Origin of the sequence: Streptomyces sp. V4I2, from assembly GCF_030817655.1 — a bacterium.
GTDB classification, from domain to species: domain Bacteria; phylum Actinomycetota; class Actinomycetes; order Streptomycetales; family Streptomycetaceae; genus Streptomyces; species Streptomyces plumbiresistens.
Genome location: NZ_JAUSZM010000003.1, coordinates 5421043 through 5443719 on the forward strand (window position 1 = coordinate 5421043; position 22677 = coordinate 5443719).

The window sequence follows — 22677 nt, forward strand, 5'->3', positions numbered from 1 at the left end:
CTCTGGTCAGGCCCCCTGTTGTACCCATATGGCAGCGCTGTGCTGTGCCTGTGAGTGCGATTGCCAGTTCGTCTCGGGAGCCGGACGGGGGGTCACGGGGCCCAGCGCGGGCAGGTGCACGGTGAAGACCGTGCGCCCGGGAACGCTGTCCACGGTCACCGCGCCGTCGTGCGCGGCCGCGACGGCCTGCACGATCGCCAGGCCCAGTCCGGTGGAACCGGAGGCACGGGAGCGCGAGGAGTCGCCGCGCGCGAACCGTTCGAAGACCCGCGGCAGCAGCTCGGCCGGGATGCCCTGCCCGTCGTCCTCCACGTCCACGCACAGCCACGGCCCGCGCCGCTGCACGCGCGCGGTGACGGTCGTACCGGCTGGGGTGTGCTTGCTGGCGTTGGCCAGCAGATTGACGAGCACCTGCTGCAAGCGCGCCGCGTCCGCCGACACGAGCGCCGGCTCGTCGGGCAGGTCGAGCCGCCAGGTGTGGTCCGGCCCCGCCGCGCGGGCGTCGCTGATGGTGTCCACGACGAGCGGTACGAGGTCCGTGTGCTCGAACTGGAGCGGCCGCCCGGCGTCGAGGCGCGCGAGCAGCAGCAGGTCCTCGACGAGGAAGGTCATCCGGCCGGCCTCGGACTCGATCCGACCGAGGGCGTGCCGGGTGTCCGGCCCGACCTCTTCCCTGCCGCGTCTGGTGAGCTCGGCGTACCCCCGGATGGAGGCCAGGGGTGTCCTGAGCTCATGGCTGGCGTCCGCCACGAACTGCCGTACCCGCATCTCGCTCTGCTGCCGCGCGTGCAGGGCCCCGTGGACGTGGTTCAGCATCCGGTTCAGCGCCGCGCCGACCTGCCCGACCTCGGTGTGCGGGTCGGTCTCCGACTCGGGCACCCGCTCACTGAGGTTCACCTCGCCGGTGTGGAGCGGGAGTTCGGAGACCCGGGTGGCGGTGGCGGCGACCTTGCGGAGCGGGCGGGTGGCGACACCGACGAGGACGTAGCCGGCGATGGCGGCGGCTACCAGGCCGGCGGCGGTGACGCTGACCTCGACGAGGATGAGGGTGTTGATGGTGTCGGTGACGTCGGTGGTCGGCAGCGCCACGTAGTACGCGCCGTTGTCGCCCTTGCGGTACTCCACGCGGTACTCGCCCAGCCCCGTGAGGGTCACGGTGTGGGCTTTGCCGTCCCTGGAGACGGCGTTCAGCTCGGTCTTCTGCGTCTCGCTCAGCTTGTACGGTGTGGCGTCCGTGACCCCCTTGTCGTCCTTGGATGCCTTGCTGACCCAGCCCTCGGTGATCTCACCGCTCACGACCTTCGCCGCGACCGTGCCGATCACCTGCTGCGGACCCCTGGTGACGAAGTCCGAGAGGTTGGGAACCTTGGGAACCTTCTTGTCCAGGTCGTCGTCGGGCTTGGGCTGCTGTGCGCCGGGGAGGGACTGGGGGCCGGCGCCCGCCGCGCGTCCCACCACCTCGCTGAGCGAGCCGTCCAACTGCTGGTACAGGCGCGACTGCATCGCGATCGTCGTCACCGTCCCGATGACGGCGCACACCACCGCGATCAACGCCACCGCGGAGACGACGAGCCGCGTACGCAGCGTGCGCGGCTGTCGTCCTAGCCTCAGCTTCCTCTGCGTACGCGTCCGTCGTCGCCCGCTCATGACGCCGCGGGCTTGATCAGGTAGCCGGCGCCACGCCGGGTGTGGATCATCGGTTCGCGACCCGCGTCGATCTTCCGCCGCAGGTACGAGATGTACAGCTCGACCACATTGGCCTGGCCGCCGAAGTCGTACGACCACACCCGGTCCAGGATCTGCGCCTTGCTCAGTACCCGGCGCGGGTTGCGCATGAGGAAGCGCAGCAGCTCGAACTCGGTCGCGGTGAGGTGGATGCCCTCCCCGGCCCGCGACACCTCGTGGCTGTCCTCGTCGAGGGTGAGGTCACCGACGACCAGCACGGATTCGGACCGCCGGTCGGCCGCACCGGACCGCCGGATGAGGCCCCGCAGCCGCGCCACGACCTCTTCGAGGCTGAACGGCTTGGTGACGTAGTCGTCGCCACCGGCGGTGAGCCCGGCGATACGGTCCTCGACCGCGTCCTTCGCGGTCAGGAAGAGAACCGGCACCTCGGGCAGCTCACGCCGCAGCCGCCCCAGCACGGTCAGCCCGTCCATGTCGGGAAGCATCATGTCCAGGACGACGGCGTCGGGCCGGAACTCACGGGCGGTCTGGATCGCGCCCGTGCCGTCACCGGCACTCCGGATCTGCCATCCCTCGTAGCGAAGGGCCATGGACAGCAGCTCGGTGATCGACAACTCGTCGTCCACCACAAGCACTCGGACGGGGCTCCCGTCCGGCCTCAGCAGTTCGGTGCGCCCCTGGGGCGAGGTCGTGGTCATGCTGGAAACGATGTCGGGGGCCTCTGAGAGCACGCTTTCGGGAACCTGTGATTTTCCTGAGAAACGCACAGGAGGCTCTCAGGGAATCCCTGGGCGACGCACCGACCCACCGACGCACCTACCCACTGACCCACCGACGCATCGACCCATCAGAACAGCCCGGACTGCACGCCCGGTGGCGCTGCCTTGAACTGCCGCACCGGAACGGTGACGTCCTCGCTCTCGGCGGGCACCAGCTCCCACCCCGTCATCAACCGCGTGTCGAGTACGACCGTGTCCCCGCCCCCGGTCACCAGATGCAGGTCGGGACCGGCAGCCGCAACCAACCGCCCGCTGACCGCACCACCCGCGACGAGCTCGCCCACCGCCCCGACGGCGGCCGGCAGTTCCGCGAGCCCGAACACCCGAACGTGATCGACCGGTTGGAGGGGCGCCGGGATGAGCGACTCCGGCCACCCGCCGAGCGCCACGGCCCGCGCGTGCAACTCCGTGATCTCGGCGGCCCGCTCGGCCTCCGTCCCCGGCAACACGGCCCGTACGGCGCGCTTGTCGGCGTACGGAATCCGGTCGGGCACCCCGAGCGCGGCACGCAGCAGTTCCTCGGTGCGGCGCGCGGCCATGAGCGGCCCGACGCCCAGCCAGCTGAAGCAGACGGCACCCTGCTCAAGCAGCCGCGCCGAGCCCCGCTCTTCGGCGGTGATCCCGACCTTGAGCATGCCGGGCCCGAACCACGCCAGGTAGACGCGGTACGGCCGCGGATCGTCCGCGATGGTGTCGGCGGCCACGGAGTGCGCCCGGTCCAGCCGCGCACACTCCTCGCACCGCGCCCCCGTACTCCGCCCCGGCACGGCCGCCCGCACCGGACACGCATGCCCCCGCGCTCCCACACATGTCCGCACGCCCCCCTCCGCGACCCCGAAGGCCACCCGCTTCCCCCAGGTCAGCGCGCTGCGCCGACCCCCGTCCCACACCAGCACGGGACCGCCCGCCGACCAGCGCAGCCCCGCGCACTTCCATGCCTGTGCCATCTCTGTCGAGAGTAGAGGGCGGCACTGACAATCACGGTGACGAGCGGTCACGGTGGAGAGCGATCACGGTGACGAGCGGCTCAGCCGCCGGGGCCGGCAGTGGCCGGCGCGGGCTCCCCGACCACAGGAACCGGCACATCCTCGACGGCCGTACGCCGCACCCCGCGCCCACGCCCCGCCATCCGGCACCCGACACACCCGGGATGCCCGCCACGCGCCGACAGGTCCCGCACCCGCATCCCCCACTCCGCCCTGGGCCGCCGCCCCGGCGGCTTGCCCCAACCGGTGAGGTGCAGGGCCCAGGTGACGAGGAGGCTCGCCATCACGATCGCGAGTCCGCCGGCCAGGAGCGGGACCGACACCAGGCACACGCCCACCCCCAGGACCGTGGTCCCGACGGTCGCGATGCCGAAGCCGGCCCACCCTGCGACTGTGTGCCCCTCGTCATACTGATGTGCGCTCACGTACCCGCCTCCCCAGAGCCAAGATGCCGAGATGCCGAGATGCCAAGAACCACGAGGTCTCTCACGCTCTAAGAAATTTACTACATAAACCTCTCACGCACTAAGGGAATCAGGAAGTACCCGGATGCAAGCCAAGCCGCGCCCCGCCGCCACTCCGGCCCAGGCGCTGTCGGCGATGGACTCCCTCGTCGCCGCCCACCTGCTCGGCCAGCAGGAGATGGCCCAGCGGCTGGGCCTGAACGTCACCGACCTCCTCTGTTTCGCCTGCGTCCTCAAGGCCGGCGAGGACCTGCTCACGGCCGGCGACCTCGCCGAGCACGCCCACGTCACCACGGGCGCCGTGACCGGCATCCTCAACCGCCTGGTCCGCGCCGGCTTCGTCACCCGCGTCCCCGACCCGACCGACCGCCGCCGCGTCCGCGTCGCCGCCGTCCCCTCCGCGGTCGCCCGCGTCCACGCCCTCTACGAGCCCTACTACGCCCGTCTCAACGCCCTTTTCGCCGACTACTCCGCCGACGAGATCGCCGTACTCACCGACTGGTTCACCCGCACGACCACGCTTGCGCACGGCTACATCGAGGAGATGCGGGTGCAGGACGCGGGTGGCTCGGACGAGGCCAAGGCCAAGGGCGAGACCGAGGCCGAGGCCGACCGGGGCCCTCGCCCCTGACAGCCCGCCTGCCAAAATGCGACCTCCTGCCGGCCCTGATCGCGCCGGACGGTGCGATACCCGTGTGCGACGGCTGGGGCATCGTCCCGAAACTCACCATGACGGGGTGGCCGCCCGGGGTTGGGGGCGGCGCGGTCGTCCTGTCCCTCGACCAGCTGCCCGAAGTGCTCGACTGGTCCCACCTGTTGGGCTCGGGCACGGCGCACGGCGGCTTCGTACCGCTCCTGTCCTGACGACCCGGTCTCGCCCCCAACCCCCGGGCGGCCACCCCGTCATGGTGGAGCCAGCCCCACCATCGGTTCGGTAGGGCACACCATCGTTCCGGGCGGCCCGCGACGGCATCGTTGACCTCGGTCGATCCAAGTGATCGGCCAGGCCAGAGAGTTCGAGCCCGCCGCCCGGAAGGAAACGTCATGGAGTCGCCGTCGCCGTTCTCCACCGCGAAGCCGCAGGCGGCGCCGGGACCCCTCGCCTCCTTCGCCCGCTTCGTGGTGTGCGGCGGCGGCATCGGAGTCCTCTCCAGCTTCGCCGTTCCCCTGGTGGCCCTGACGATGCCCTGGGCGGTGGCCAACGCGGTGATCACCGTCGCCTCCACCCTCCTCTGCACCGAGCTGCACGCCCTGTTCACCTTCGGCACGGGCCGGCGCCCCGGCTGGCGCCAGCACCTGCAGTCGGCCGGCTCGGCGACCGCCGCGTACGTCGTGACCAGTGCCGCGGTGCTGCTCCTGCACGCGATGCAGTCCTCGCCGAGCATGCTCTGGCAGCAGGCGGTCTACCTCTCAGCGTCCGGCCTGGCCGGCATCGGCCGCTTCCTGGTCCTGCGCCTGTTCGTCTTCGCGGGCGGCGGGAGTCGCACGGACCGGACAACGGCACCGAAGCGAGCCACGAGCGACTGGAATCCTCCGTTTGTGAGGGCTGAGGCTTTTGCCGGATGACGGATCATTGGCCAGATAGCGTGCCCATGCCACTGTTCACGCGAGAGTGCACCATGTGCACGAGGGGGATTCCTTCACATGCGGAATACGCGGAACGCACGCAGTACGAGGAACGTACGGACCAAGCGAAGAGCACTCTCGCGACTGACCATCGCGCTGCTCGCCGCAACCGGCCTCGCCCTGTCCGGCCCCGGCACCGCCCAGGCCACCACCACGACCGACATCCCGGCACCCACCGCCGGCGGCGTCTCGGCCACGGTGAAGTTCTACGACACGGTCGTCCCGCAGCCCTACAACCCCGACCCCACCGCCTACTTCGGCGACCGCAAGTGCCTGAACACCTACCACGACTACGACGCGACGCCCGGCTGCGGCGGCTTCAAGCTGGGTGTCACCCTCCACAACGTCCGCAACCAGCCGGGCTACCTCGCGGATCTCGGCAGCACCGACTACTGGTTCAAGGCGTACGCCGACACCGCCCGCACCTTCGGCTGCCTGCGCCCCGACGGCACGTTCGACCACGGCACCAGCTTCGTGGTCCGCACCCAGCAGCAGGAGTTGCTGCGGACCTATTACTACGCCGAGGCCAACTGGGTCCTCTACGAACACCGCCAGTACCCCACCCGCGACGTCGGCCCGCACTTCTACATGAACTTCCCGGCCGAGACCGTCGACTGCCCCGAGGGCATGACCCCGACCCAGTACGGACTCAAGGTCACCAACGTCAAGATCACGATCGCGGACGACAACGTCTTCGGCCACTCGACGTGGAGCGCGGCGGGGCCGTACTACGGATAGTCGGTACTACAGATAGAGCGCATCACGTCGGCGGGATCGATCTCCCCGCGCCGAACCGTCTCAGCCGCCGTGCGGACGCGGAACCCGTCGCCGCTGCCGTCCGCGCAGGGAGTCCAGGACCGCCCCGAAGGCGAGCGACTGGGCCAACGCGGAGACGACGATCCCGCCGACGAAGAACCACGCAGGGGCCTCGACCCCGAACACAGCCTCCCCGAGGCCCGCGACGACCCCGAACACGGGGAAGGTGAACAACGCGGGCCACACCCAGATCATCGAGGTGTCCGGGTTCTCCCCGAACAACGGCTCGACCGCGGCGACCACCATGGAGGCCGCGACCAGCCCGAGGTAGACCGCCGAAGCGGGGTTGGCGAACATCAGGCGTACGAGCCTGCGTGAGCGTGCAGAGCGAGCGTTCATCGGTTTCTCCCCCGGTTGGTCGTCGTATGCGTCCATGGTGGATCGACCGGGCGTACGGGTCGTGAGTACCCGTACTCAGCTCTGCGACTCAGTTTTCAGCCTTCGGCGGGCGGGGTTTCGGGGCGCTCGGCGACGAAGGAACCGAGTCCCGGCTCGGTGTAGATGAGACCTTCCTGCCGCAACCCCTTGTGCACCTTCTGCGCAGTGACCGCAGCGATGCCGAACTCTGCCGTGATCTCGACGACGGAGGGGATACGCGTACGCGGGGCATACGTGCCGTCCTCGATACGGCGGCGAATCACCTCGGCCACCTGGCGCCAGCGCGGGATGTCGGGAGCAAATTCCATCACCGCACCACCATGCGCAGACGGCAGCACCCCGCGCGATTCACAGTTAACCGCTCATACCGCAGTAGACCATAGTAGGGTTGCCGCGAATGAAGCCCCGGCGACGGGTGGAGCCGCCCCGGGGCACGGCCACCAGCTATTGGTAACGGAGCTGATGACATGAGCGACCTTATCCACCGCCTCGCCACGTGGGTGGCCCTGCTGCTGAAGCCACGCAGCTCACCCCCAGCACCCCCTCAGCCCACGCTCGCCGCCCGCCCCGTACGACCGACCGCCGCACCCCTCCCCGCTCCCCGGAGCCCGTACGGCCTCGACACCCCCCTCGACGCCACCGCGACCCGCTCCGTACGCCCGTACCTCACCGCCCACGAGCAGGGCCCGTACTGGATCCACGGGTTGGAGGTCGCCTGATGGAACCGCAGCCGCAGCCGCCGCGCGAACCCCGCCTCCTCCCTTGGGCCGGCGCGGAAGGCAAACCCTGCTACCTGCTCACGGATGACCACCACACCGGCCCGGTCTCCCGCCTGGCCGACGCGATGGAGTCGATCCAACTCGGCATGGGCACCGAACTCCTCGCCCACGCCCACGACTTGCTCCCGAACACACCACCCGGCGAACTCCGCTACCTGGCGGAACGCCTGACGGAGGCCCTCCGGGACGCCCTCCGCGTAGCGGAAAGCCGAGGAAGACGCTTGAGCCACCTGAACTGAGACGGACGCCAAACCCCCAGCCGCCCCGGGGGAAGAGCAGACCCCCGGGGTGTAGCTAACTGCCCTCTCGGTCCGGTAGGTCACTCCATGGTTCGGGAAGGCGGCTGACGGCATTGTTGAACCCAACGAACCCAACGGATCCAGGGATCCACAGCCGCCATCCGGAAGGAACCTCCCATGGACTACCCGACCGAGACCCGCCACGAGAGCGACCTCGCCCCGCTCCTCACCGTCTGGGACGAGGCGCACCCCGCCGTCGCCGACCCCGAGTGGCGGCACCTGCTGGACGAGCTCGCCCACCCCCACACCACCCAGGCGTTCCACCGCCTGGCAGCGACCGCGGCCTGATAGTCCAAGGTTTTCTGAATTCAGGAAGACCTGTACCATCGAAGTCATGCTGACTGTCGCCTCCGACATCGAGGTCCTGGCCCGCTTCGGCCGGGCCCTGGCCGACCCGATCCGCTGCCGCCTCCTGCTGGCCCTGCGCGAGGCCCCCGCCTACCCGTCCGATCTTGCCGACGCCCTGGGGATCTCCCGTACCCGCCTGTCGAACCACCTGACCTGCCTGCGGGACTGCGGCCTGGTCGTCACCGTCCCCGAGGGCCGCCGCACCCGCTACGAACTCGCCGACGAGCGCCTGGGCCATGCCCTCGACGACCTGCGCACCGCCGTCGTCGCGGTCGAGACCGACCGCACCTGCCCGGACGCCGAGGCGAAGGGCTGCTGCTGAGATGACCGCCTTGTCCCTCGGCCCGCCGCCAGTCCGCCGAGACGTACTCGCCAAGCGAATACGGCTGCTGGTCGCGGCGACGATCACCTACAACGTGATCGAGGCAGCCGTAGCCATCACCGCCGGCACCCTGGCCTCCTCCACGGCGCTGATCGGCTTCGGCCTCGACTCGGTCATCGAGGTCTCCTCCGCGGCGGCAGTGGCCTGGCAGTTCTCGGCCCGGGACCACACGGTCCGCGAGGCGCGCGAGCGAACCACCCTCCGCATCATCGCCGTGTCCTTCTTCGCCCTCGCCGCCTACGTCACGATCGACGCCGTACGCGCACTGACCGGCTCCGGCGGCGAACCCGAGCACTCCACCCTCGGCATCGTGATCGCCGCCCTGTCCCTGCTGGTCATGCCGTTCCTGTCCGCCGCCCAACGCCGGGCGGGACGCGAACTCGGCTCCGCCTCCGCCGTAGCGGATTCAAAGCAGACCCTCCTGTGCACGTACCTCTCCGCCGTCCTCCTCGTCGGCCTGCTCGCCAACACCCTCTTCGGCTGGACCTGGGCCGACCCGATCGCCGCCCTGGTCATCGCCGCGATCGCCGTCAAGGAAGGCCGCGACGCCTGGCAGGGCAAGGGCTGCTGCGCGACCACGGCACTGCCCTCCGCCGACCCGGCCGACGCCGGGGCGGACGTGTGCGGATGCCGGCCGGGCTGCGACTGCTGCTGACCGGACCGTCAGGCGGCGCCGCTGACGCCCGGAGCCACAAAGCGCCGGTACAGCGGGAAGAACTCCACGTCGGGATCGCTCTCCACCCCCAGTTCGCCCTTGAGCACGGGCTCGATCCTGGCGGCGATGAACCGGCCGAAGTGCTCCTCCGACTCCCAGATGTCGAGCACGTGGAACCCGTCGGCGGCGAACCACGCCACGTGCATCAGGCACCCGTCCGGGGGCTCCTCCTCCCACCGCACCTTCTTACGCACCGTGTCGTACAACTCGGGCGTGATCTCGGGCCAGCCAAAGGTCATCACGACTGCCATGGTGGTGCCTCTCCATCGTCTCGACGCGGCACGATCCGCGCGGCTACGCACGACGACGCTAAGCAGGCCAGATCGGACAGGCACCTCGGAGCGGGCATTCGTGGGGGCCCTCCTCATATCAGGTGAGGTCGGCGAGAACCTCCTGGCTGAGGGCGATCGACCCGGCGACCACACAACCAGCGCATCACACCATGCGCCCCTCCCGGCTCAGCCTCAGGCTGGTGCTCATGGCCGACGCAAAGCCCATCGCGATCTACCCGCCCGGCACGGACGGCGGCCGACGCGTCCGCGTCGACGGCCGATTCGTGGGGATGGCTTACGGGCTGCTGGACATCATCGAGTTCCTCCGCCTCGCGGGCCTGGAGGACGTCGACGACGACTGGGTGCGGCAGTCGGGCCTGATCGAGTGGCGCGAGGGCGGCCCGGACGTCTGGAAGCACTGAACGCGGCGGTGAGCAACGGTGCTTCCAGTGGTGGTGGGGTGGTGTCGTCGGACTAGAGGCTGCGCAGTGCCTCGTACAGGTTGTCGTAGACGCTCCAGCAGATGACGCTGCCGTCGTCGTTCAGGCTGCCCATGTACCAGTGGTCGTCGTTGACGGCTTTCACCAGACAGAGTCCGCCGAACCCCAGGACGATCTCGGGCTGGAGCCGCTCGTCTTGTGCCGGCCAGCCCGTCACGACGCGATCGATGTCGAGAGGTGCGGCCTCCCGGTCGCCGGAGACCTTGCCGAGTGCAGCACGCCGGCTTCTCGGAGCACGGCTTCAGGAGTTCGATCCGATCCCGGGGACGTCGGCTTTCCCCGTCTGGCAAGCTGCTGGAGTTGCCGCGCCATCTCCGCAGGAGGCCTGCCTTCATGCCCGTGCAGTTGCAAGCAGGCCTGATCAGCGCCGGCGTGTCGGCGCTGATCCTCGTCCTCGGTGAGCTCTTCCTCCGGCAGCGCGCCCGCCAGGAGAAGAGGCAAGGCATCCAGGCCACTTACCAGAAATACGCCGAGCCGCTCGCGCTGAGTTCGACGGATCTCTTCTGGCGCCTGCGCGAGGTCTTCGATACGAGAGGCGCGGGCTTCTACCTGCAGGGCCAGGTCCATCTCACCAAGTTCGAGCACTACAAGGCCCTCAGCACGCTGTACCGCCTCGCGGTCGTACTCGGCTGGATTCGCGCCCTGCGACGCGAGTTGTTCTTCCTTCCGGGGGCCGGCAACGGAACGGTGGAACGGCTCGACACCGCGCTGCACTCCTTCACCTCGGCCTTGGCCGAGGGAGGGCACGTGGAAACGAGGAGGGTTGCTTCGTTGATGAGCCTGTGGAGCATCAGTGTGACCCCCTCGACCGAGGTGGTCGCACAGGCGGGGATCCGGATCGACCACCAGCAAAGGAGGTTCCTCCACGAGGCGCAGGCAACCAGCGCCAACCAGCTGACGGCCGACGACCAGCTACGGCTGTGCCGAGCCGTGGCCGACACCCTGACGGACGTCATCGAATGCCCGCGCGTCGGTGTCGGCATCGTCGAGGAGACGCGTCACCGGGCGATTTCGTGCCTGGCGGTGCGCGAGGCATGGATCTACCGTGACTGGCAGGCCGCGATCGGCGACCTCGTCCTCCACGACGCCCAGATAGGCCAACGCCACTTCGAAGTCATCGGATACAAGCAATTCGAGGCGATGCGCGACAACGGCGAGGAAGCAGACCGCCTGTGGCTGCGCCGCCTCTACACCGTCATCGACGACCTCGACATCGGTGGCGACCGCACACGTGACGCGCGCATCGACCAGCTCTGGGAGGCCTATGTGGCCACCGCGCGCATCATCGAGGCACTGCACAACGCCGACGCCGCCCGATCCAGGATCTCTCCGGCGACGGTGCGCGCTGTCCATGAGGTGCTGACATCCGCGGCAGCCGGCTGAAGACCGGGGTGCCGCTCCAAGCACAAGTGCCCAATCGACGGCGGGTCCTGGCATACACCCAGCTGGGTCTGTCACCCATCCGGGCTCTCGACAGCGGCGCCGTCCGGTCCCGAGCCTCTGGCCTCGGCGATACGGCGACCGCGCTCAGCGGCGCGAAGCAGAGCCTGAGCCACGCGCTCGGCGTCGTCGGGATGCAGCCTCACCTCATCGGTCCACAGCACCGACAGCCGCACCGTTCCGTCGAGCAGGTGGGTGGCCACATCCACCTCGGCACCGCTTCCGGTGACGTCGGTGACGTTCAAGTCCTGGTCGCTGCTGTAGGCACTCACGCATGTGAGCATGCCTGAGGCTCGACCCGGCAAGGAGGCGATCGCCGTTTGATCGTCTGGATACGAACCCCGCAACGCAAGAGGCCCCGGGATGAACTCCCGGGGCCTCTCACCTGTGTGCACTCGGCAGGATTCGAACCTGCAACCTTCTGATCCATAGTTCTATGTGGATCGGTCAGCGACGGCCATAACCGCCATCGCGGGACCCTTGAGGGACGCTAGCGGACAAGGTCGGTTGCTGAGGTTGCGGTACTTCACTGCTGTACAGCCCGATCACAGGGGACCTTCAGCATGCGGTTGCTGAGGTCAGCTCTGCTACTTCAGGTCAGCAAGGCCCCTCTGCAAATCGTCGAGGTTCATCACCGGCTCAAATGTGACCTCCGCGCCCATCTCCTGGAAGAACGGATCGGCGATGGAGGGCAACTGCGAGCTGTCCTGCATGTCGAACACGAGAATCATGGAGCGCCCGCCCTCAGGGGTGAAGTAGGCGGCCTCCGGCTTCAGCCGCTCCATCGCTGACTTCAGCGAGTTGGGCATCGCTCCGCCCTTCGTCACCTGATTCGACATCTGGGTGTCCATGCGGGCCTTCATCATCATCCGCATCGCACGCTCTCCTCGCGCACCGCGACCTGCGCGGTTCCGTCCGCGCTCGCTGGGATCCGGTGCATCCAGCTCAGCTTCACCTCCGTTGATCACCATCCGCAACATTTCCTACGCCCTACGTGACGCCAAAGGAGAGATGACTTCGGCCCCGTCCACAACCGCCCCCGACCGAGGCACCTGCCGCTGCGGCACCCAGCACACACCCGAGGATCCAGCGCTCGGCACGGCCCTCGATCCGGCGACTTACGACTACGCCGCCGCCGTCCTCTTCAACAACCACGCAGGCAACCTGTGGATGAGGTTCACGACTCGCCTCCGCCGCGAGATCGCCGCCCGCGCCGGACTCACCCGCCGCGAGGACGACGTTCCGGGGGATGGACGCTCAGCGCCGCAGGACTCCGCAGGCGCCATCACGAACGCACCCACGGGAGCCGAGTAGCCGCAGAGGTGGTTGCCGTCAATCACTGCCGTCAAGGCAAAAGCCAGAGGCCCCGTGGATTCCTCCACGGGGCCTCTGGCCTGCTGTGCACTCGGCAGGATTCGAACCTGCAACCTTCTGATCCGTAGTCAGATGCTCTATCCGTTAAGCTACGAGTGCTTGTTTTGTTTTCCCGCCGCTTCGGCCCTTCCGGCCCGCTCGCGGCGACAGGAGGAACATTACATGACTGCCGCCGCCATGTGAAATCCGTTTGCCATACCGCTTGTGACCTGCGAAAACGGCCCTCAGAGCGGGTTCGGGAGCGATGCCGGAACGACGTGGGAACGACGGGACGACATCGGGACGACGAAGCCCCGGCCATGTCGACCGGGGCTTCGTGATCAGGTGCGGAGGCGGAGGGATTTGAACCCTCGATGGGATTGAAGTCCCAAACCGCATTAGCAGTGCGGCGCCATAGACCGGACTAGGCGACGCCTCCAGCACAACCGCCCGCGCGAGCGCGAGTGGTGCGTGCAGATGATGACACAGTCGAGCGGGGTGTCACCAATCGCCTCCCACGGTACTAGGCGGGCGGGCCGCAGGGCAAAGTCGTAAGCCGTCGTATGTGGTGGCAGCCGCGGGGCGCAACGTCCTGGGGTGCGGGGCGTTAGTCAGGTCATGTTGCAGGTCACCCGGCTCGGCCGGTTCGCGCGGTTCGCCCCACTCCTCGTCGGCGTCGGCTCCGTCGTCTCCCTGTCCGCGGTGCCCGCTGCCGCCGCCTCCGGCTCTTCCCTCCCCTCCCTCGCGCCCCCGGCGACGGGCGGCGACCATCTCACCGTCACCGTGCGGAACGCCGGTGACGCGGACGGGACGTACGAGGTGGACTGTCATCCGGGCGGGGGGAGCCATCCCGATGCCGGTGGGGCGTGTGCCGCCGTCGAGCGGAACACGCGGTGGGGGAAGGACGCGTTCGCGCCCGTGCCCGGGGACAGCGTCTGCACCATGCAGTACGGCGGGCCGGCCACCGCTCATGTCACCGGCACCTGGGCCGGGCGGCCCGTCGACGCGCGGTTCGACCGCAGCAACGGGTGCGAGATCGGGCGGTGGGATCGGTTCGTGCCGTTGCTGCCCGAGGCCGGCGGCAGGGCTCGATAGGGCCCGGTCGGGCCTCATAGCGTTTTCATGGCGGACGCCCCGGCTCCGTAAAAGTCCCGCGAAGGTCTAGCGGAGCCGGAGCACTGCCGAAGTGGGAGGACAAGCACCTCTTCGCGGATGGGGTCACACGTTCTACGTCACTTCGTCGTGCGACCTCCCTCTCATCCGGCGTCGCGAGCGCAACCGCTGCCCTTAGACTCCCTCGCGTGACACGTCGCGGGCCGGTTGGCAAGATGGCCCGAGCGGTCGGCAAGGTGCGGTAACAGGGAGGAAGCGTCTCGTGAGCAGCAGGCCATCCCGAGGCGCTGCTCGCCTCGCAGCCATACTCGACGCGCTTCCCGATGCGTTGGTGCTGGTCAACGCCAATGGGACCGTCGTCAACGCGAACACCATCGCGCTCGAGGCCTTCGAGGCGCCAGGGACCGCCCTGGTCGGGCGCGGGCTGCTCGATCTGCTGCCGCAGTTCGACTCCAAGCTGATCCCCGGCTCCATGCGGCGGCCCGACCACATGGACCCGCGCGGGCGGACCAAGCCGACCCGGATGATCGCCCGGCGGACCGACGGGACCGAGTTCCCGGTCGAGGTCACCAGCGCGAATCTGGAGAACGGCCAGCAGGCCTACGACAGCTACAGCTACGGCGGCGACGAACTGCTGATGCTCGTCGTACGGGACCTGACCGGAACCGTGGACACCGAGGCCGAGCTGGCCCGGTCGCAGCGGCAGACCGAGATGATCCTGCGGGCCGCGTCCGAGGGCGTCGTGGGCACGGACACCGACGGGCGGATCGTCCTCGTCAATCCGGCCGCCGCTCAGATACTGGGATACCGGGCCAGTGACCTCGGTGGACGTCAGCTGCACGACCTCGTGCTGCACTCCCGGGTCGACGGCACGCCCTTCCCGTACGAGGAGTCGCCGCTCGCCGACACCCTGCGCTCGGGGCGCAAGCACCGGGTGCGCGGGCAGGTGGTGTGGTCGAAGAAGGGCGAGAAGCTCCCGGTCGACCTGACGACCGCGCCCGTCCGCGACGGCGACCAGCTCGTCGGCGCCGTGCTGACCTTCACCGACCGGCGGCCGTACGACGCGCTCGCCGACGAGAAGGCCGCCGCCGAGAAACGGTACGAGGAGGAGCTGGAGCGCCTCTCCGAGGAGCATGCCTCCGAGCTCACCGCGCTGCGCCAGAAGCACGTGACCGAACTGGAGGAGATCCAGGAGCAGCACGCCGAGGAGCTCGCCGCCGACGAGGAGCGGTACGCCGCGCTCGGGGAGCGGGAGAAGGACCGGTTCGAGGCCCTCGCCGGACGCCACGAGCAGCTCCTCACCCTGCTCGCGCGGTCGCTGCGCGGGCCCCTCGACGAGCTGCGCCGCGAGCTGGCCGCGCTGGCCGCCGACGACGCCGGGCAGCTGTGGCCCGAGGCGAACCAGGTCCTGCATCACCTCTCGGCCGGCTACTCGCGGATCACCACGCTCATCGACAACGTCCTCGGCTACCAGCGGCTCGACACCGGGGCGGACAGCATCACGCGTATGAAGGTGATGCTCGACGCCGTCGTCGCGGCGGGTGTCGACGGGGCCGTGGAGCTCATCGGGCCCGGCCGCGTGCAGTTCGCCGTGCACGCGCCGCCCATCGAGGCCGAGGTCGACGCCCAGCTCCTCGCCACGGCCCTCGCGCACCTCGTCGCGGACGTCGCCGGCGTCGACGCCACCGGCAACTCGCCCGTCTCGGCGGGCGGTTACATGGACAACACGGTCGTCGTCGCGGCGGCGCAGCGCGGTGAGGTCGTACGGATCGAGGTGCGTGGGCCGTACGCCGGGGGAGACCCGGTGCACGAGCCGATCGTGCGCGGCATCGTGCGCGCCCACGGCGGCGTGCTGCAGACGCACGAGGTGCCGGGCATGAGCGGCAGTGCGTACGTCCTCGAAGTGCCGCTCGGCGGTGGGGCCGGGGCCGTCGCGGCTCCCGGTCCGGCCGCGATCGAGGCGGCCCCCGCGGAGGCCGTACTGCCCGAGCAGACCACCGGCGGCGGTCGGCGGCGGGCCCGGCGGGCCACGACGGACGCCTTCCTGGACAGCGAGGTGCCCGCCGACGCCCCCGACGGTCCCGACGGTGAGGCCTCGGCGCCGACCGGGCGGCGCAGGCGGCGGGCCGCGGGGGCGCCCGCGCAGGAGATCGCGCCGGTTCCGGCCCAGGCTTCGGGTGACGCCGGGGAGGGTTCCGGCGGTGGTACGGGGCGGCGCCGGGGGCGGCCTGCCGAGGTGACGGCCGACGGTGCGGTCGCCACCGGTGCGGTTGAGGGTGTGCTCGGGGGCTCGGTCGCCGGTGTCGCCGAGGGGGCCGTCGTCACGGCCGCCGAGCATGCGGCCGGGACCGCCGCCGTGGGGACCGGGCTGGGCGGGACCGTACCGCCGCAGGGTGTGCCCGCGCCCGAGGGACAGCTTGCCCTGCGCGGAGGTGGCGAACAGCACGCGTTGCCGTCGGGGTTGCCCGCGTTGGCCTCCGGTGGTGCGGCGCAGGCGCAGGGGGCCGACGCGGGCCCCGCCGCGCATGCCGAGGGTGCCGACGGTGCCGGCAATGTCGAGAACGGTGGGCAGCCGACCGGGCGGCGCCGGCGTGCGCTGGCCGCCGCGTCGGAGCGGGCCGCGGCGCAGGAGGCCGGGCCCCGTGCGGTGTTCGCCCTGCCGCCGGCGGACGCGGACCGGGCGGCCGAGGGTGCGGAGGCGGCTGCGGGGGCTGCGGGGGCTGCGGGGGCTGCGGGAGCTGTACCGGGTCAGCCTCAGGTTCATGCACAGGCACAGGCACAGGGGCAGGTGCCGGGGGTCGTTCCCGGGGCTCCGAGTGCTCCGGGTACTCCGGGTACTCCGGGTACTCCGACTACGGGGCACGCTCAGGTTCCCGGCCAGGGTGGTCCCGGTGACGCCCTCGTCGACGACGGTCGGCACGATGCCGTGCCGCACAGCCAGGCCGATGACCACACTCCGCCGCAGCCGCATCCCACGAGCGTGCCGACGGGGCGTCGCCGCCGGGCCGTCGGCCAGGGCGCGGAGGCGGAGCCGACCGGCGTTCCCGTTCAGGAGGTTCCGGCGCAGGGAGCACCGGTCCCGGCAGCCGGTGTGCCTCAGGTCCATGCGGCCCAGGCAGGCACCGTCGCTCAGGGCGGCACGGCAGGCCAGCCGGTGCCGCCGGTGCCGCCCGGACAGATGATGCAGCCGGGGCAGCATCCCGGCGTGCCCGTACAGCCCGGCGCCCCCGTCCCGCCGCAGGCCGCCGCTCACGGTCGGCCGACCACCACTCCGGCCGCACAGCCCGCACAGCCCGGCCCGGCGTCCGCCCAACCCGCACCCGGCCAGCCCCTCCCGGCCGAGGCAACCGCCGTTCAGGGCCTCCCGCCCCAGGGAGCCCCGGCACAAGGCGCCGCCCAGGGCGCCCCCGCCCCCCAGCCGTGGCCCGCCGCCGACGACAGCACCGGCGCCGGCATGCCCGTACCGCCGAACGGTGCCGCCACCGCCGTACCCCCCAACCCGGCAACCCCGCAGAACCCACGAAACCCACAAAACCCGCAGAACACGCAGCCCCACCCAGGCACCCCGACCCCCGGCACCCCCCTCCCTCCCGAGGCGACCGGAGCCACCCCCACTGCCCCTACCGCCAACGCAACCGGCACGACCACGCCCGCCCCCGCCGCACCCCCCCGTGCCGCCCAACCGCTCCCCGCCGAAGCCGCCTCCGCCCCCGCATCCCCACCCCCCGTGGACCCCAACTCCACACAGGGCAGGGCGATCAGCGTGCGGACCTTGGGGCAGGGTGTGCCGTTCAATCGGCAGGCTGTGCAGGTGCAGCAGCCCTCGGCGAGCGGCGCCGGTCCGCTGCCGTCGGCCACGCCTCCCCCGAACCAGCCGGGCGGTTCCGGCAGGCGCCGGAAGCTCGGTACGCGGCCCGACCCCGCCACGGCCACGGCCACGACGCCGGAGCAGGCGGCACGGTCGCACCCGCCGACCGAGCAGCCCGCCGTACCGCCCCGGCCGAACACGCAACCGCAGTCGCCGTCGCAGCCCGCGCCCCAGCCCTCGCTCGCCGGGCAGTCGCGGCTCGCGCAGATGACCGAGGGGACCGGGCGGTCGTACGCCATAGGGGCGCCCGACGAGAACGCCGCCGAGGGGCCCGAGCCGCTGGACGGTCCCGGCGGGGCCGTCGAGATCGCGGACACCCCGCGGCCGCAGCCGATGGACGACGAGCTGCCGCCGGAGCCGCTCGACAACCCGCGGCGGCTGCTCGTATGGCCCGCGCCGGACGTGACCACGCAGCAAGCGCTGAGCGATCGCGGGTACCGGCCGGTCATCGTGCACTCGCGCGAGGAGGTCGACGCGCAGATCGCGGCCTTCCCCGCCGCGCTGTTCGTCGACCCGCTGACCGGGCCGATCACGCGGACCGCACTGCAGTCGCTGCGGCAGGCCGCCGTGGCCGCGGAGGTGCCGGTCCTGGTGACGGCCGGGCTCGGGCAGGCGTCACGGGAGGCCGCGTACGGGGCCGATCCCGCCGTACTGCTGAAGGCGCTCGCGCCGCGCGACACCGAGCAGCATCCGCCGCGGGTGCTGCTGATCGAGGAGCACGCGGAGATCGCGCTCGCGCTGACCGCGACGCTGGAGCGGCGCGGGATGCAGGTGGCGCGGGCCGCGAGTGACGCCGACGCGGTGACGCTGGCGGGGCAGCTGCGGCCGAACCTGGTCGTGATGGACCTGATGCAGGTGCACAAGCGCCGGGCCGGCATCGTGGACTGGCTGCGCGCGAACGGGCAGCTCAACCGCACCCCGCTGGTCGTCTACACGGCCGCCGTCGACCAGGCGGACCTGCCGCGGCTGGCGTCCGGGGAGACGGTCCTCTTCCTCGCCGAGCGGTCCACCAGCAGCGAGGTACAGGCGCGGATCGTGGATCTGCTGGCCCGGATCGGGACCAACTAACCGACCGACCAGCCGACCGACCAGCCGACCGACCAGCCGACCGACCAGCCGACCGACCAGTCTGCGCCTAGGGTGCGATCAGCCTTCGCGCCGCCTCCTTGATCGAGGCGCGTAGGCGGGCTCGGTCGGCCTCCTCCGGGCCCGTGAGGATGCGGCGCATCTGCGGGACGGCGGCGGCCCAGTTGGCCAGGGCGGTCAGCAGGAACAGCAGGTCGCGGGGCGGGAACGCGTCGGTGATGACGCCCCGGGCCTGGCCGTCCTCGATGGCGGCGACCTTGCGCGTGTAGTGGTCCTGGCGCTCGGCCTCGTCGGGCAGCTCGGCGGTGCCGTACTCGATGCCCTCCCAGAAGAGGAGGCGCAGCAGCTCGGGGTGGGTGGCGTGGTAGTCGAGCAGCCGGTCGATCCAGCCCTCGATGTCGTCCGGGTCGACGGGGACCGCGGCGGCGAGGTCGACCATGCGCGTGCCGAGGACCTGGGTGAACAGCTCCGCTTTGTTGCCGAAGTAGGCGTAGATCAGCTGTTTGTTGGCCTTGGCCTCGGCGGCGATACGGTCGATGCGGGCGCCCGCGATGCCATGGCGAGCGAACTCGGCGACCGCCGCTTCGTAGATCCGGGCCTTGGTGGCCTCGGCGTCCCTGACTGCCATGGGGGCAGGGTACCGCCGGGCGCGACTTTTATAACCAACTGGTTGGTTGACAGGGAATTCGGGTGCGGGTCACACTGTTGCCCGTTCCAACCAACCAGTTAGTTGCTAGAGCTGGCTCCAAGAACTCCGAGGAGTACGTCCCCGCCATGCCGACAGCAGTCACCGCCCAACAGGCCCGCACCCCGACCCAGGAGCCGGGTCGTCTCGCCGCCCGCTTCCTGCTCCCCCTGATCGCCCTGGCCACCGCAGTCACCGCCGCCAACATCTACCTCGCGGCCCCGCTGCTCCCGCTCATCGCCCGCGACTTCGGCTCGACCCCCTCCGCCGTGGCCTGGGTCGCCTCGGTCGCGCAGTTCGGCTACGCCGCCGGCCTGCTCGTCTTCGCCCCGCTCGGCGACACCGTGAACCGGCGCCGCCTGGTCGCCGTCCTCTCGCTCGTCACGGCCGCGGCACTGGTCGCGGGCGCGATGTCCGCCGGGACCACCGCACTCGCCGCGGCCGTCCTCATCGCCTCCGCCGCGACCGTCGTCCCGCAGCTCCTCGTCCCGCTGGTCGCCCAGCGCGCCCCCGCCGACCGACGCGCCCGCCATGTCGCGGCCGTCATAGCGGGCCTGTTCACCGGCATCGTCGCGGCCCGCGTCCTCGGCGGTCTGGCCGGGCAGGCCTTCGGCTGGCGTGCGGTGTTCGTGGGCGCGGCGGTACTGACGGCCGCGCTGGGCCTGCTGACCGCGTACGCCCTGCCCGTCGAGCACCGTGCCGCCCGCACCGGCTCCCTGTTCTACGGCCTCGCCGCCCTGCCGTCCGTCGTCCGCCGCTCGCCCGACCTGTGGCGCGCGTGCGTGCGCCAGGCCGGGATGTACGGCGCCTGGAGCGCCCTGTGGACCTCGCTCGCGCTGCTGCTGACGGCCGAGGACGCGACGGGCTACGGCCTCACCACCGCGACAGCCGGCCTCTTCGGCCTCTTCGGGCTGGCCGCGAGCGTGGTCGCGCCGCTGGCCGGCGGCTTCGTCGACCGCTTCGGCGCCGCCAAGGTCGTACGGTCCGCGTATCTCCTCGCCGCCGCGTCCGTGCCGCTGTTCTGGCTGGGAGGGCATGTGCTGTGGGCGCTCTTCGTGGCCGCGATCGCCGTCCACGCGGCCCTGGTCGCCTCCCACGTCGCCAACCAGACCCTCGCCCTCACCACCACCTCCACCCCGGCCACCGCCAACACCGCCTACGTCGTGGCCGGCTTCGCCGGAGGCGCCATCGCCTCGGCCCTCGCCGGCTCGGCGTTCACCCACTTCCGGTGGGGCGGGGTGTGTGCGGTGGCAGGGGTGTGGCTGGTACTGGGGTGGGCCACTACGACTACGGCCGTACGACGGTGAAGTCGGCGTCGGCGTCGATGTACGGCGGGCAGGGCCCTCTTGGGCGCCCTGCCCGCCGTATCCCGTGCTAGATGTGCTGACCGGACAGGTTGGTGACGTCCAGCTCCCCCTCCGCGTACCGCCTGCGCAGCACCTTCTTGTCGAACTTGCCCACGCTCGTCTTCGGCACCGTCTCGACGATCGACCAGCGCTCCGGGAGCTGCCACTTGGCGATGTGGCCCTCGTCGGCGAGGAAGGCGCGCAGGGTCTCGAAGTCAGCGGTGGAGCCCTCCTTGAGGACGACCGTGGCCAGCGGGCGCTCGCCCCACTTGTCGTCGGGGACGGCGACCACGGCCGCCTCGGCGACGTCCGGGTGGGACATCAGCGCGTTCTCCAGCTCCACCGAGGAGATCCACTCGCCGCCGGACTTGATGACGTCCTTGGCGCGGTCGGTGAGGGTGAGGAAGCCGTCCGCACTGATGGTGCCGACGTCGCCGGTCTTGAGCCAGCCGTCCTCGCTGAACTTGTCGGCGGGGCGCAGCGGTTCGGCGCCGACGCCGTTGTAGTAGGCGCCGGCGATCCAGGGACCGCGGACCTCCAGTTCACCGGCCGACTCGCCGTCCCAGGCGAGGCGTTCGCCGCCGGGGCCGGTGAGGCGGGCCGCGACACTCGTCGGGAAACGGCCCTGGGTCAGGCGGTACGCGAACTCCGCGTCCGTGCCGACGACGTTGGCCGGCGGGCGGGCGACCGTGCCGAGCGGCGACGTCTCCGTCATGCCCCAGGCGTGGCAGACCCGCATGCCGAGCTTGTCGAAGGCCTCCATCAGCGAGGGCGGGCAGGCCGAGCCGCCGATGGTGACCTGCGTGAGGGAGGAGACGTCACGCGGCTTGGCGGTCAGCTCGGCGAGCAGACCCTGCCAGATGGTGGGCACGGCGGCCGCGTGCGTCGGCTTCTGGGTCTCGATCATCTCGGCGAGCGGGGCCGGCTGGAGGAAGCGGTCCGGCATCAGCATGTTCACGCCGGTCATGAAGGTCGCGTGCGGCAGGCCCCAAGCGTTGACGTGGAACTGCGGGACCACGACGAGCGAGGTGTCCTCGTCCGTCAGGCCCATCGACTGGGCCATGTTGACCTGCATGGAGTGCAGGTAGATCGAACGGTGGCTGTACACCACGCCCTTGGGGTCACCCGTGGTGCCGGAGGTGTAGCACATGGCGGCGGCCTGGCGCTCGTCCAGCTCCGGCCAGTCGTACGTGGTCGGCTTCCCGGCGATGAGCTCCTCGTACTCGTGCACCTGGACGGTGCCGACGCCCGCGAGCAGCGAACGGTCGCCCGGACCCGACACCACCACGTGCTCCACCGTCTTGAGATGCGGGAGCAGCGGGGCGAGCAGGGGCAGCAGCGAACCGTTGGCGATCACGACCCGGTCGGCCGCGTGGTTCACGATCCACGCCAGCTGCTCGGGTGGGAGGCGCAGGTTGAGGGTGTGCAGGACCGCGCCCATGGAGGGGATCGCGAAGTAGGCCTCGACATGCTCGGCGTTGTTCCAGGCAAGCGTCGCCACCCGGTCGTCGCCCGCGACTGCGAGGTCCTCCCGCAGCGCGTGTGCCAGCTGGGCCGCACGGTCGCCGATCTCGGTGAAGGAGCGCCGGTGCGGCTCACCCTCACCGGTCCATGTGATCACCTGTGAGGTTCCGTGGATCGTCGATCCGTGGGTCAGGATTCTCGAGATCAGCAGCGGTACGTCCTGCATCGTGCTCAGCACGGTGTCCTCCCGGGGCGACATTGCCTAGGCGGTGGTAAGGGCTGCGCAAAGTCT

The 22677-nt window shown here is 70.7% G+C and carries 26 protein-coding genes, 2 tRNA genes and 2 pseudogenes; 16 read left to right on the forward strand and 14 right to left on the reverse strand.

The genetic code is table 11. The features are described from left to right. Window positions 1-6: 6 nt before the first annotated feature. From QFZ76_RS25620 to QFZ76_RS25635, 4 genes are all read right to left on the reverse strand, one after another. Window positions 7-1647, reverse strand: a complete 1641-nt coding sequence (locus QFZ76_RS25620) for a HAMP domain-containing sensor histidine kinase (RefSeq protein WP_307675936.1) — start codon at window positions 1645-1647, stop codon at window positions 7-9. Next, entirely contained in the window at window positions 1644-2384 is a 741-nt protein-coding gene (locus QFZ76_RS25625; protein WP_307675937.1) for a response regulator transcription factor, read from the reverse strand. Before QFZ76_RS25625 ends, QFZ76_RS25620 begins: the two co-directional genes overlap by 4 nt. Window positions 2385-2533: 149 nt before the next feature. Further along, window positions 2534-3412, reverse strand: a complete 879-nt coding sequence (locus QFZ76_RS25630) for a DUF2797 domain-containing protein (RefSeq protein WP_307675938.1) — start codon at window positions 3410-3412, stop codon at window positions 2534-2536. 80 nt (window positions 3413-3492) lie between these two features. After that, the gene (locus tag QFZ76_RS25635) at window positions 3493-3876 is read right to left on the reverse strand and encodes an HGxxPAAW family protein (RefSeq protein ID WP_307675939.1); all 384 of its coding nucleotides are present in this window, start codon (window positions 3874-3876) and stop codon (window positions 3493-3495) included. A gap of 124 nt (window positions 3877-4000) precedes the next feature. Between QFZ76_RS25635 and QFZ76_RS25640 the strand changes: the two genes are divergently transcribed. The 4 genes from QFZ76_RS25640 (at window position 4001) to QFZ76_RS25655 (ending at window position 6279) form a co-directional block, all read left to right on the forward strand. Further along, window positions 4001-4546 (forward strand): MarR family winged helix-turn-helix transcriptional regulator, encoded by a 546-nt coding sequence (locus tag QFZ76_RS25640; protein WP_307675940.1) that lies wholly within the window; start codon window positions 4001-4003, stop codon window positions 4544-4546. A 62-nt stretch (window positions 4547-4608) separates the two neighbouring features. After that, window positions 4609-4779, forward strand: coding sequence for a hypothetical protein (locus tag QFZ76_RS25645; protein WP_307675941.1), 171 nt, complete (start codon window positions 4609-4611; stop codon window positions 4777-4779). Between the two features lie 180 nt (window positions 4780-4959). Then, window positions 4960-5481: a GtrA family protein gene (locus tag QFZ76_RS25650; protein WP_307675942.1), complete on the forward strand. Its 522-nt coding sequence runs from the start codon at window positions 4960-4962 to the stop codon at window positions 5479-5481. Window positions 5482-5559: 78 nt separating this feature from the next. After that, entirely contained in the window at window positions 5560-6279 is a 720-nt protein-coding gene (locus QFZ76_RS25655; RefSeq protein ID WP_307675943.1) for a hypothetical protein, read from the forward strand. Window positions 6280-6339: 60 nt separating this feature from the next. On the opposite strand, the gene QFZ76_RS25660 is transcribed toward QFZ76_RS25655, so the two are convergent. Further along, window positions 6340-6696: an SCO4225 family membrane protein gene (locus tag QFZ76_RS25660; protein ID WP_307675944.1), complete on the reverse strand. Its 357-nt coding sequence runs from the start codon at window positions 6694-6696 to the stop codon at window positions 6340-6342. A 95-nt stretch (window positions 6697-6791) separates the two neighbouring features. Next, the gene (locus QFZ76_RS25665) at window positions 6792-7043 is read right to left on the reverse strand and encodes a GntR family transcriptional regulator (protein ID WP_307675945.1); all 252 of its coding nucleotides are present in this window, start codon (window positions 7041-7043) and stop codon (window positions 6792-6794) included. Window positions 7044-7202: 159 nt separating this feature from the next. On the opposite strand from QFZ76_RS25665, the gene QFZ76_RS25670 reads away from it, so the two are divergent. The 5 genes from QFZ76_RS25670 (at window position 7203) to QFZ76_RS25690 (ending at window position 9198) form a co-directional block, all read left to right on the forward strand. Beyond that, window positions 7203-7454 carry a hypothetical protein gene (locus QFZ76_RS25670; protein WP_307675946.1) on the forward strand — a complete coding sequence of 84 codons (252 nt, stop codon included), beginning with the start codon at window positions 7203-7205 and terminating at the stop codon, window positions 7452-7454. Continuing rightward, window positions 7454-7753 (forward strand): hypothetical protein, encoded by a 300-nt coding sequence (locus QFZ76_RS25675; protein WP_307675947.1) that lies wholly within the window; start codon window positions 7454-7456, stop codon window positions 7751-7753. Before QFZ76_RS25670 ends, QFZ76_RS25675 begins: the two co-directional genes overlap by 1 nt. A 177-nt stretch (window positions 7754-7930) precedes the next feature. Next, a complete protein-coding gene (locus tag QFZ76_RS25680) occupies window positions 7931-8101 on the forward strand; it encodes a hypothetical protein (protein ID WP_307675948.1) in 171 nt (56 codons plus the stop codon). A 46-nt stretch (window positions 8102-8147) separates the two neighbouring features. Then, entirely contained in the window at window positions 8148-8483 is a 336-nt protein-coding gene (locus tag QFZ76_RS25685; protein WP_307675949.1) for a helix-turn-helix transcriptional regulator, read from the forward strand. A 1-nt stretch (window position 8484) separates the two neighbouring features. After that, entirely contained in the window at window positions 8485-9198 is a 714-nt protein-coding gene (locus tag QFZ76_RS25690; RefSeq protein ID WP_307675950.1) for a cation transporter, read from the forward strand. Window positions 9199-9206: 8 nt separating this feature from the next. Here QFZ76_RS25690 and QFZ76_RS25695 read toward each other — a convergent pair whose 3' ends face one another. Beyond that, entirely contained in the window at window positions 9207-9509 is a 303-nt protein-coding gene (locus QFZ76_RS25695; protein WP_307675951.1) for a hypothetical protein, read from the reverse strand. A 227-nt stretch (window positions 9510-9736) separates the two neighbouring features. Here QFZ76_RS25695 and QFZ76_RS25700 point away from each other — a divergent pair, with 227 nt between their 5' ends. Beyond that, on the forward strand, window positions 9737-9952 hold the full coding sequence (locus QFZ76_RS25700) for a hypothetical protein (protein ID WP_307675952.1): 216 nt from the start codon (window positions 9737-9739) through the stop codon (window positions 9950-9952). Window positions 9953-10004: 52 nt separating this feature from the next. Here the strand turns inward: QFZ76_RS25700 and QFZ76_RS25705 are convergent, their stop codons facing one another. Beyond that, window positions 10005-10187: a hypothetical protein gene (locus QFZ76_RS25705; RefSeq protein WP_307675953.1), complete on the reverse strand. Its 183-nt coding sequence runs from the start codon at window positions 10185-10187 to the stop codon at window positions 10005-10007. 53 nt (window positions 10188-10240) lie between these two features. Here QFZ76_RS25705 and QFZ76_RS25710 point away from each other — a divergent pair, with 53 nt between their 5' ends. After that, on the forward strand, window positions 10241-11413 hold the full coding sequence (locus QFZ76_RS25710) for a hypothetical protein (RefSeq protein WP_307675954.1): 1173 nt from the start codon (window positions 10241-10243) through the stop codon (window positions 11411-11413). A 71-nt stretch (window positions 11414-11484) separates the two neighbouring features. On the opposite strand, the gene QFZ76_RS25715 is transcribed toward QFZ76_RS25710, so the two are convergent. Both QFZ76_RS25715 and QFZ76_RS25720 read right to left on the reverse strand, forming a co-directional pair. After that, window positions 11485-11742: a hypothetical protein gene (locus tag QFZ76_RS25715; protein ID WP_307675955.1), complete on the reverse strand. Its 258-nt coding sequence runs from the start codon at window positions 11740-11742 to the stop codon at window positions 11485-11487. 315 nt (window positions 11743-12057) lie between these two features. Further along, window positions 12058-12441 carry a DUF3303 family protein gene (locus QFZ76_RS25720; protein WP_307675956.1) on the reverse strand — a complete coding sequence of 128 codons (384 nt, stop codon included), beginning with the start codon at window positions 12439-12441 and terminating at the stop codon, window positions 12058-12060. A gap of 45 nt (window positions 12442-12486) precedes the next feature. Between QFZ76_RS25720 and QFZ76_RS25725 the strand changes: the two are divergent. Continuing rightward, window positions 12487-12703 (forward strand): annotated as a pseudogene (locus tag QFZ76_RS25725) (replication initiator); the annotation flags it as partial. Between the two features lie 167 nt (window positions 12704-12870). Here the strand turns inward: QFZ76_RS25725 and QFZ76_RS25730 are convergent. Beyond that, window positions 12871-12943, reverse strand: a tRNA-Arg gene (locus QFZ76_RS25730). Window positions 12944-13171: 228 nt separating this feature from the next. Then, window positions 13172-13262 (reverse strand) — tRNA-Ser (locus QFZ76_RS25735). Between the two features lie 179 nt (window positions 13263-13441). Here QFZ76_RS25735 and QFZ76_RS25740 point away from each other — a divergent pair. The 3 genes and pseudogenes from QFZ76_RS25740 to QFZ76_RS51845 all read left to right on the forward strand — a co-directional run. Next, window positions 13442-13918 (forward strand): SSI family serine proteinase inhibitor, encoded by a 477-nt coding sequence (locus QFZ76_RS25740; protein ID WP_307675957.1) that lies wholly within the window; start codon window positions 13442-13444, stop codon window positions 13916-13918. Window positions 13919-14198: 280 nt separating this feature from the next. Beyond that, window positions 14199-18872 carry a PAS domain-containing protein gene (locus tag QFZ76_RS25745; RefSeq protein ID WP_307675958.1) on the forward strand — a complete coding sequence of 1558 codons (4674 nt, stop codon included), beginning with the start codon at window positions 14199-14201 and terminating at the stop codon, window positions 18870-18872. A gap of 27 nt (window positions 18873-18899) precedes the next feature. After that, window positions 18900-18974 (forward strand): annotated as a pseudogene (locus QFZ76_RS51845) (hypothetical protein); the annotation flags it as partial. On the opposite strand, the gene QFZ76_RS25750 reads toward QFZ76_RS51845, so the two are convergent. Then, window positions 18940-19518 carry a TetR family transcriptional regulator gene (locus QFZ76_RS25750; protein WP_307675959.1) on the reverse strand — a complete coding sequence of 193 codons (579 nt, stop codon included), beginning with the start codon at window positions 19516-19518 and terminating at the stop codon, window positions 18940-18942. The pseudogene QFZ76_RS51845 and the gene QFZ76_RS25750 overlap by 35 nt on opposite strands. Before the next feature lie 146 nt (window positions 19519-19664). On the opposite strand from QFZ76_RS25750, the gene QFZ76_RS25755 reads away from it, so the two are divergent. Then, window positions 19665-20882 (forward strand): MFS transporter, encoded by a 1218-nt coding sequence (locus QFZ76_RS25755; protein ID WP_307675960.1) that lies wholly within the window; start codon window positions 19665-19667, stop codon window positions 20880-20882. Window positions 20883-20949: 67 nt separating this feature from the next. On the opposite strand, the gene QFZ76_RS25760 is transcribed toward QFZ76_RS25755, so the two are convergent. Further along, window positions 20950-22644: a long-chain fatty acid--CoA ligase gene (locus QFZ76_RS25760; RefSeq protein WP_307675961.1), complete on the reverse strand. Its 1695-nt coding sequence runs from the start codon at window positions 22642-22644 to the stop codon at window positions 20950-20952. Between the last annotated feature and the right edge of the window lie 33 nt (window positions 22645-22677).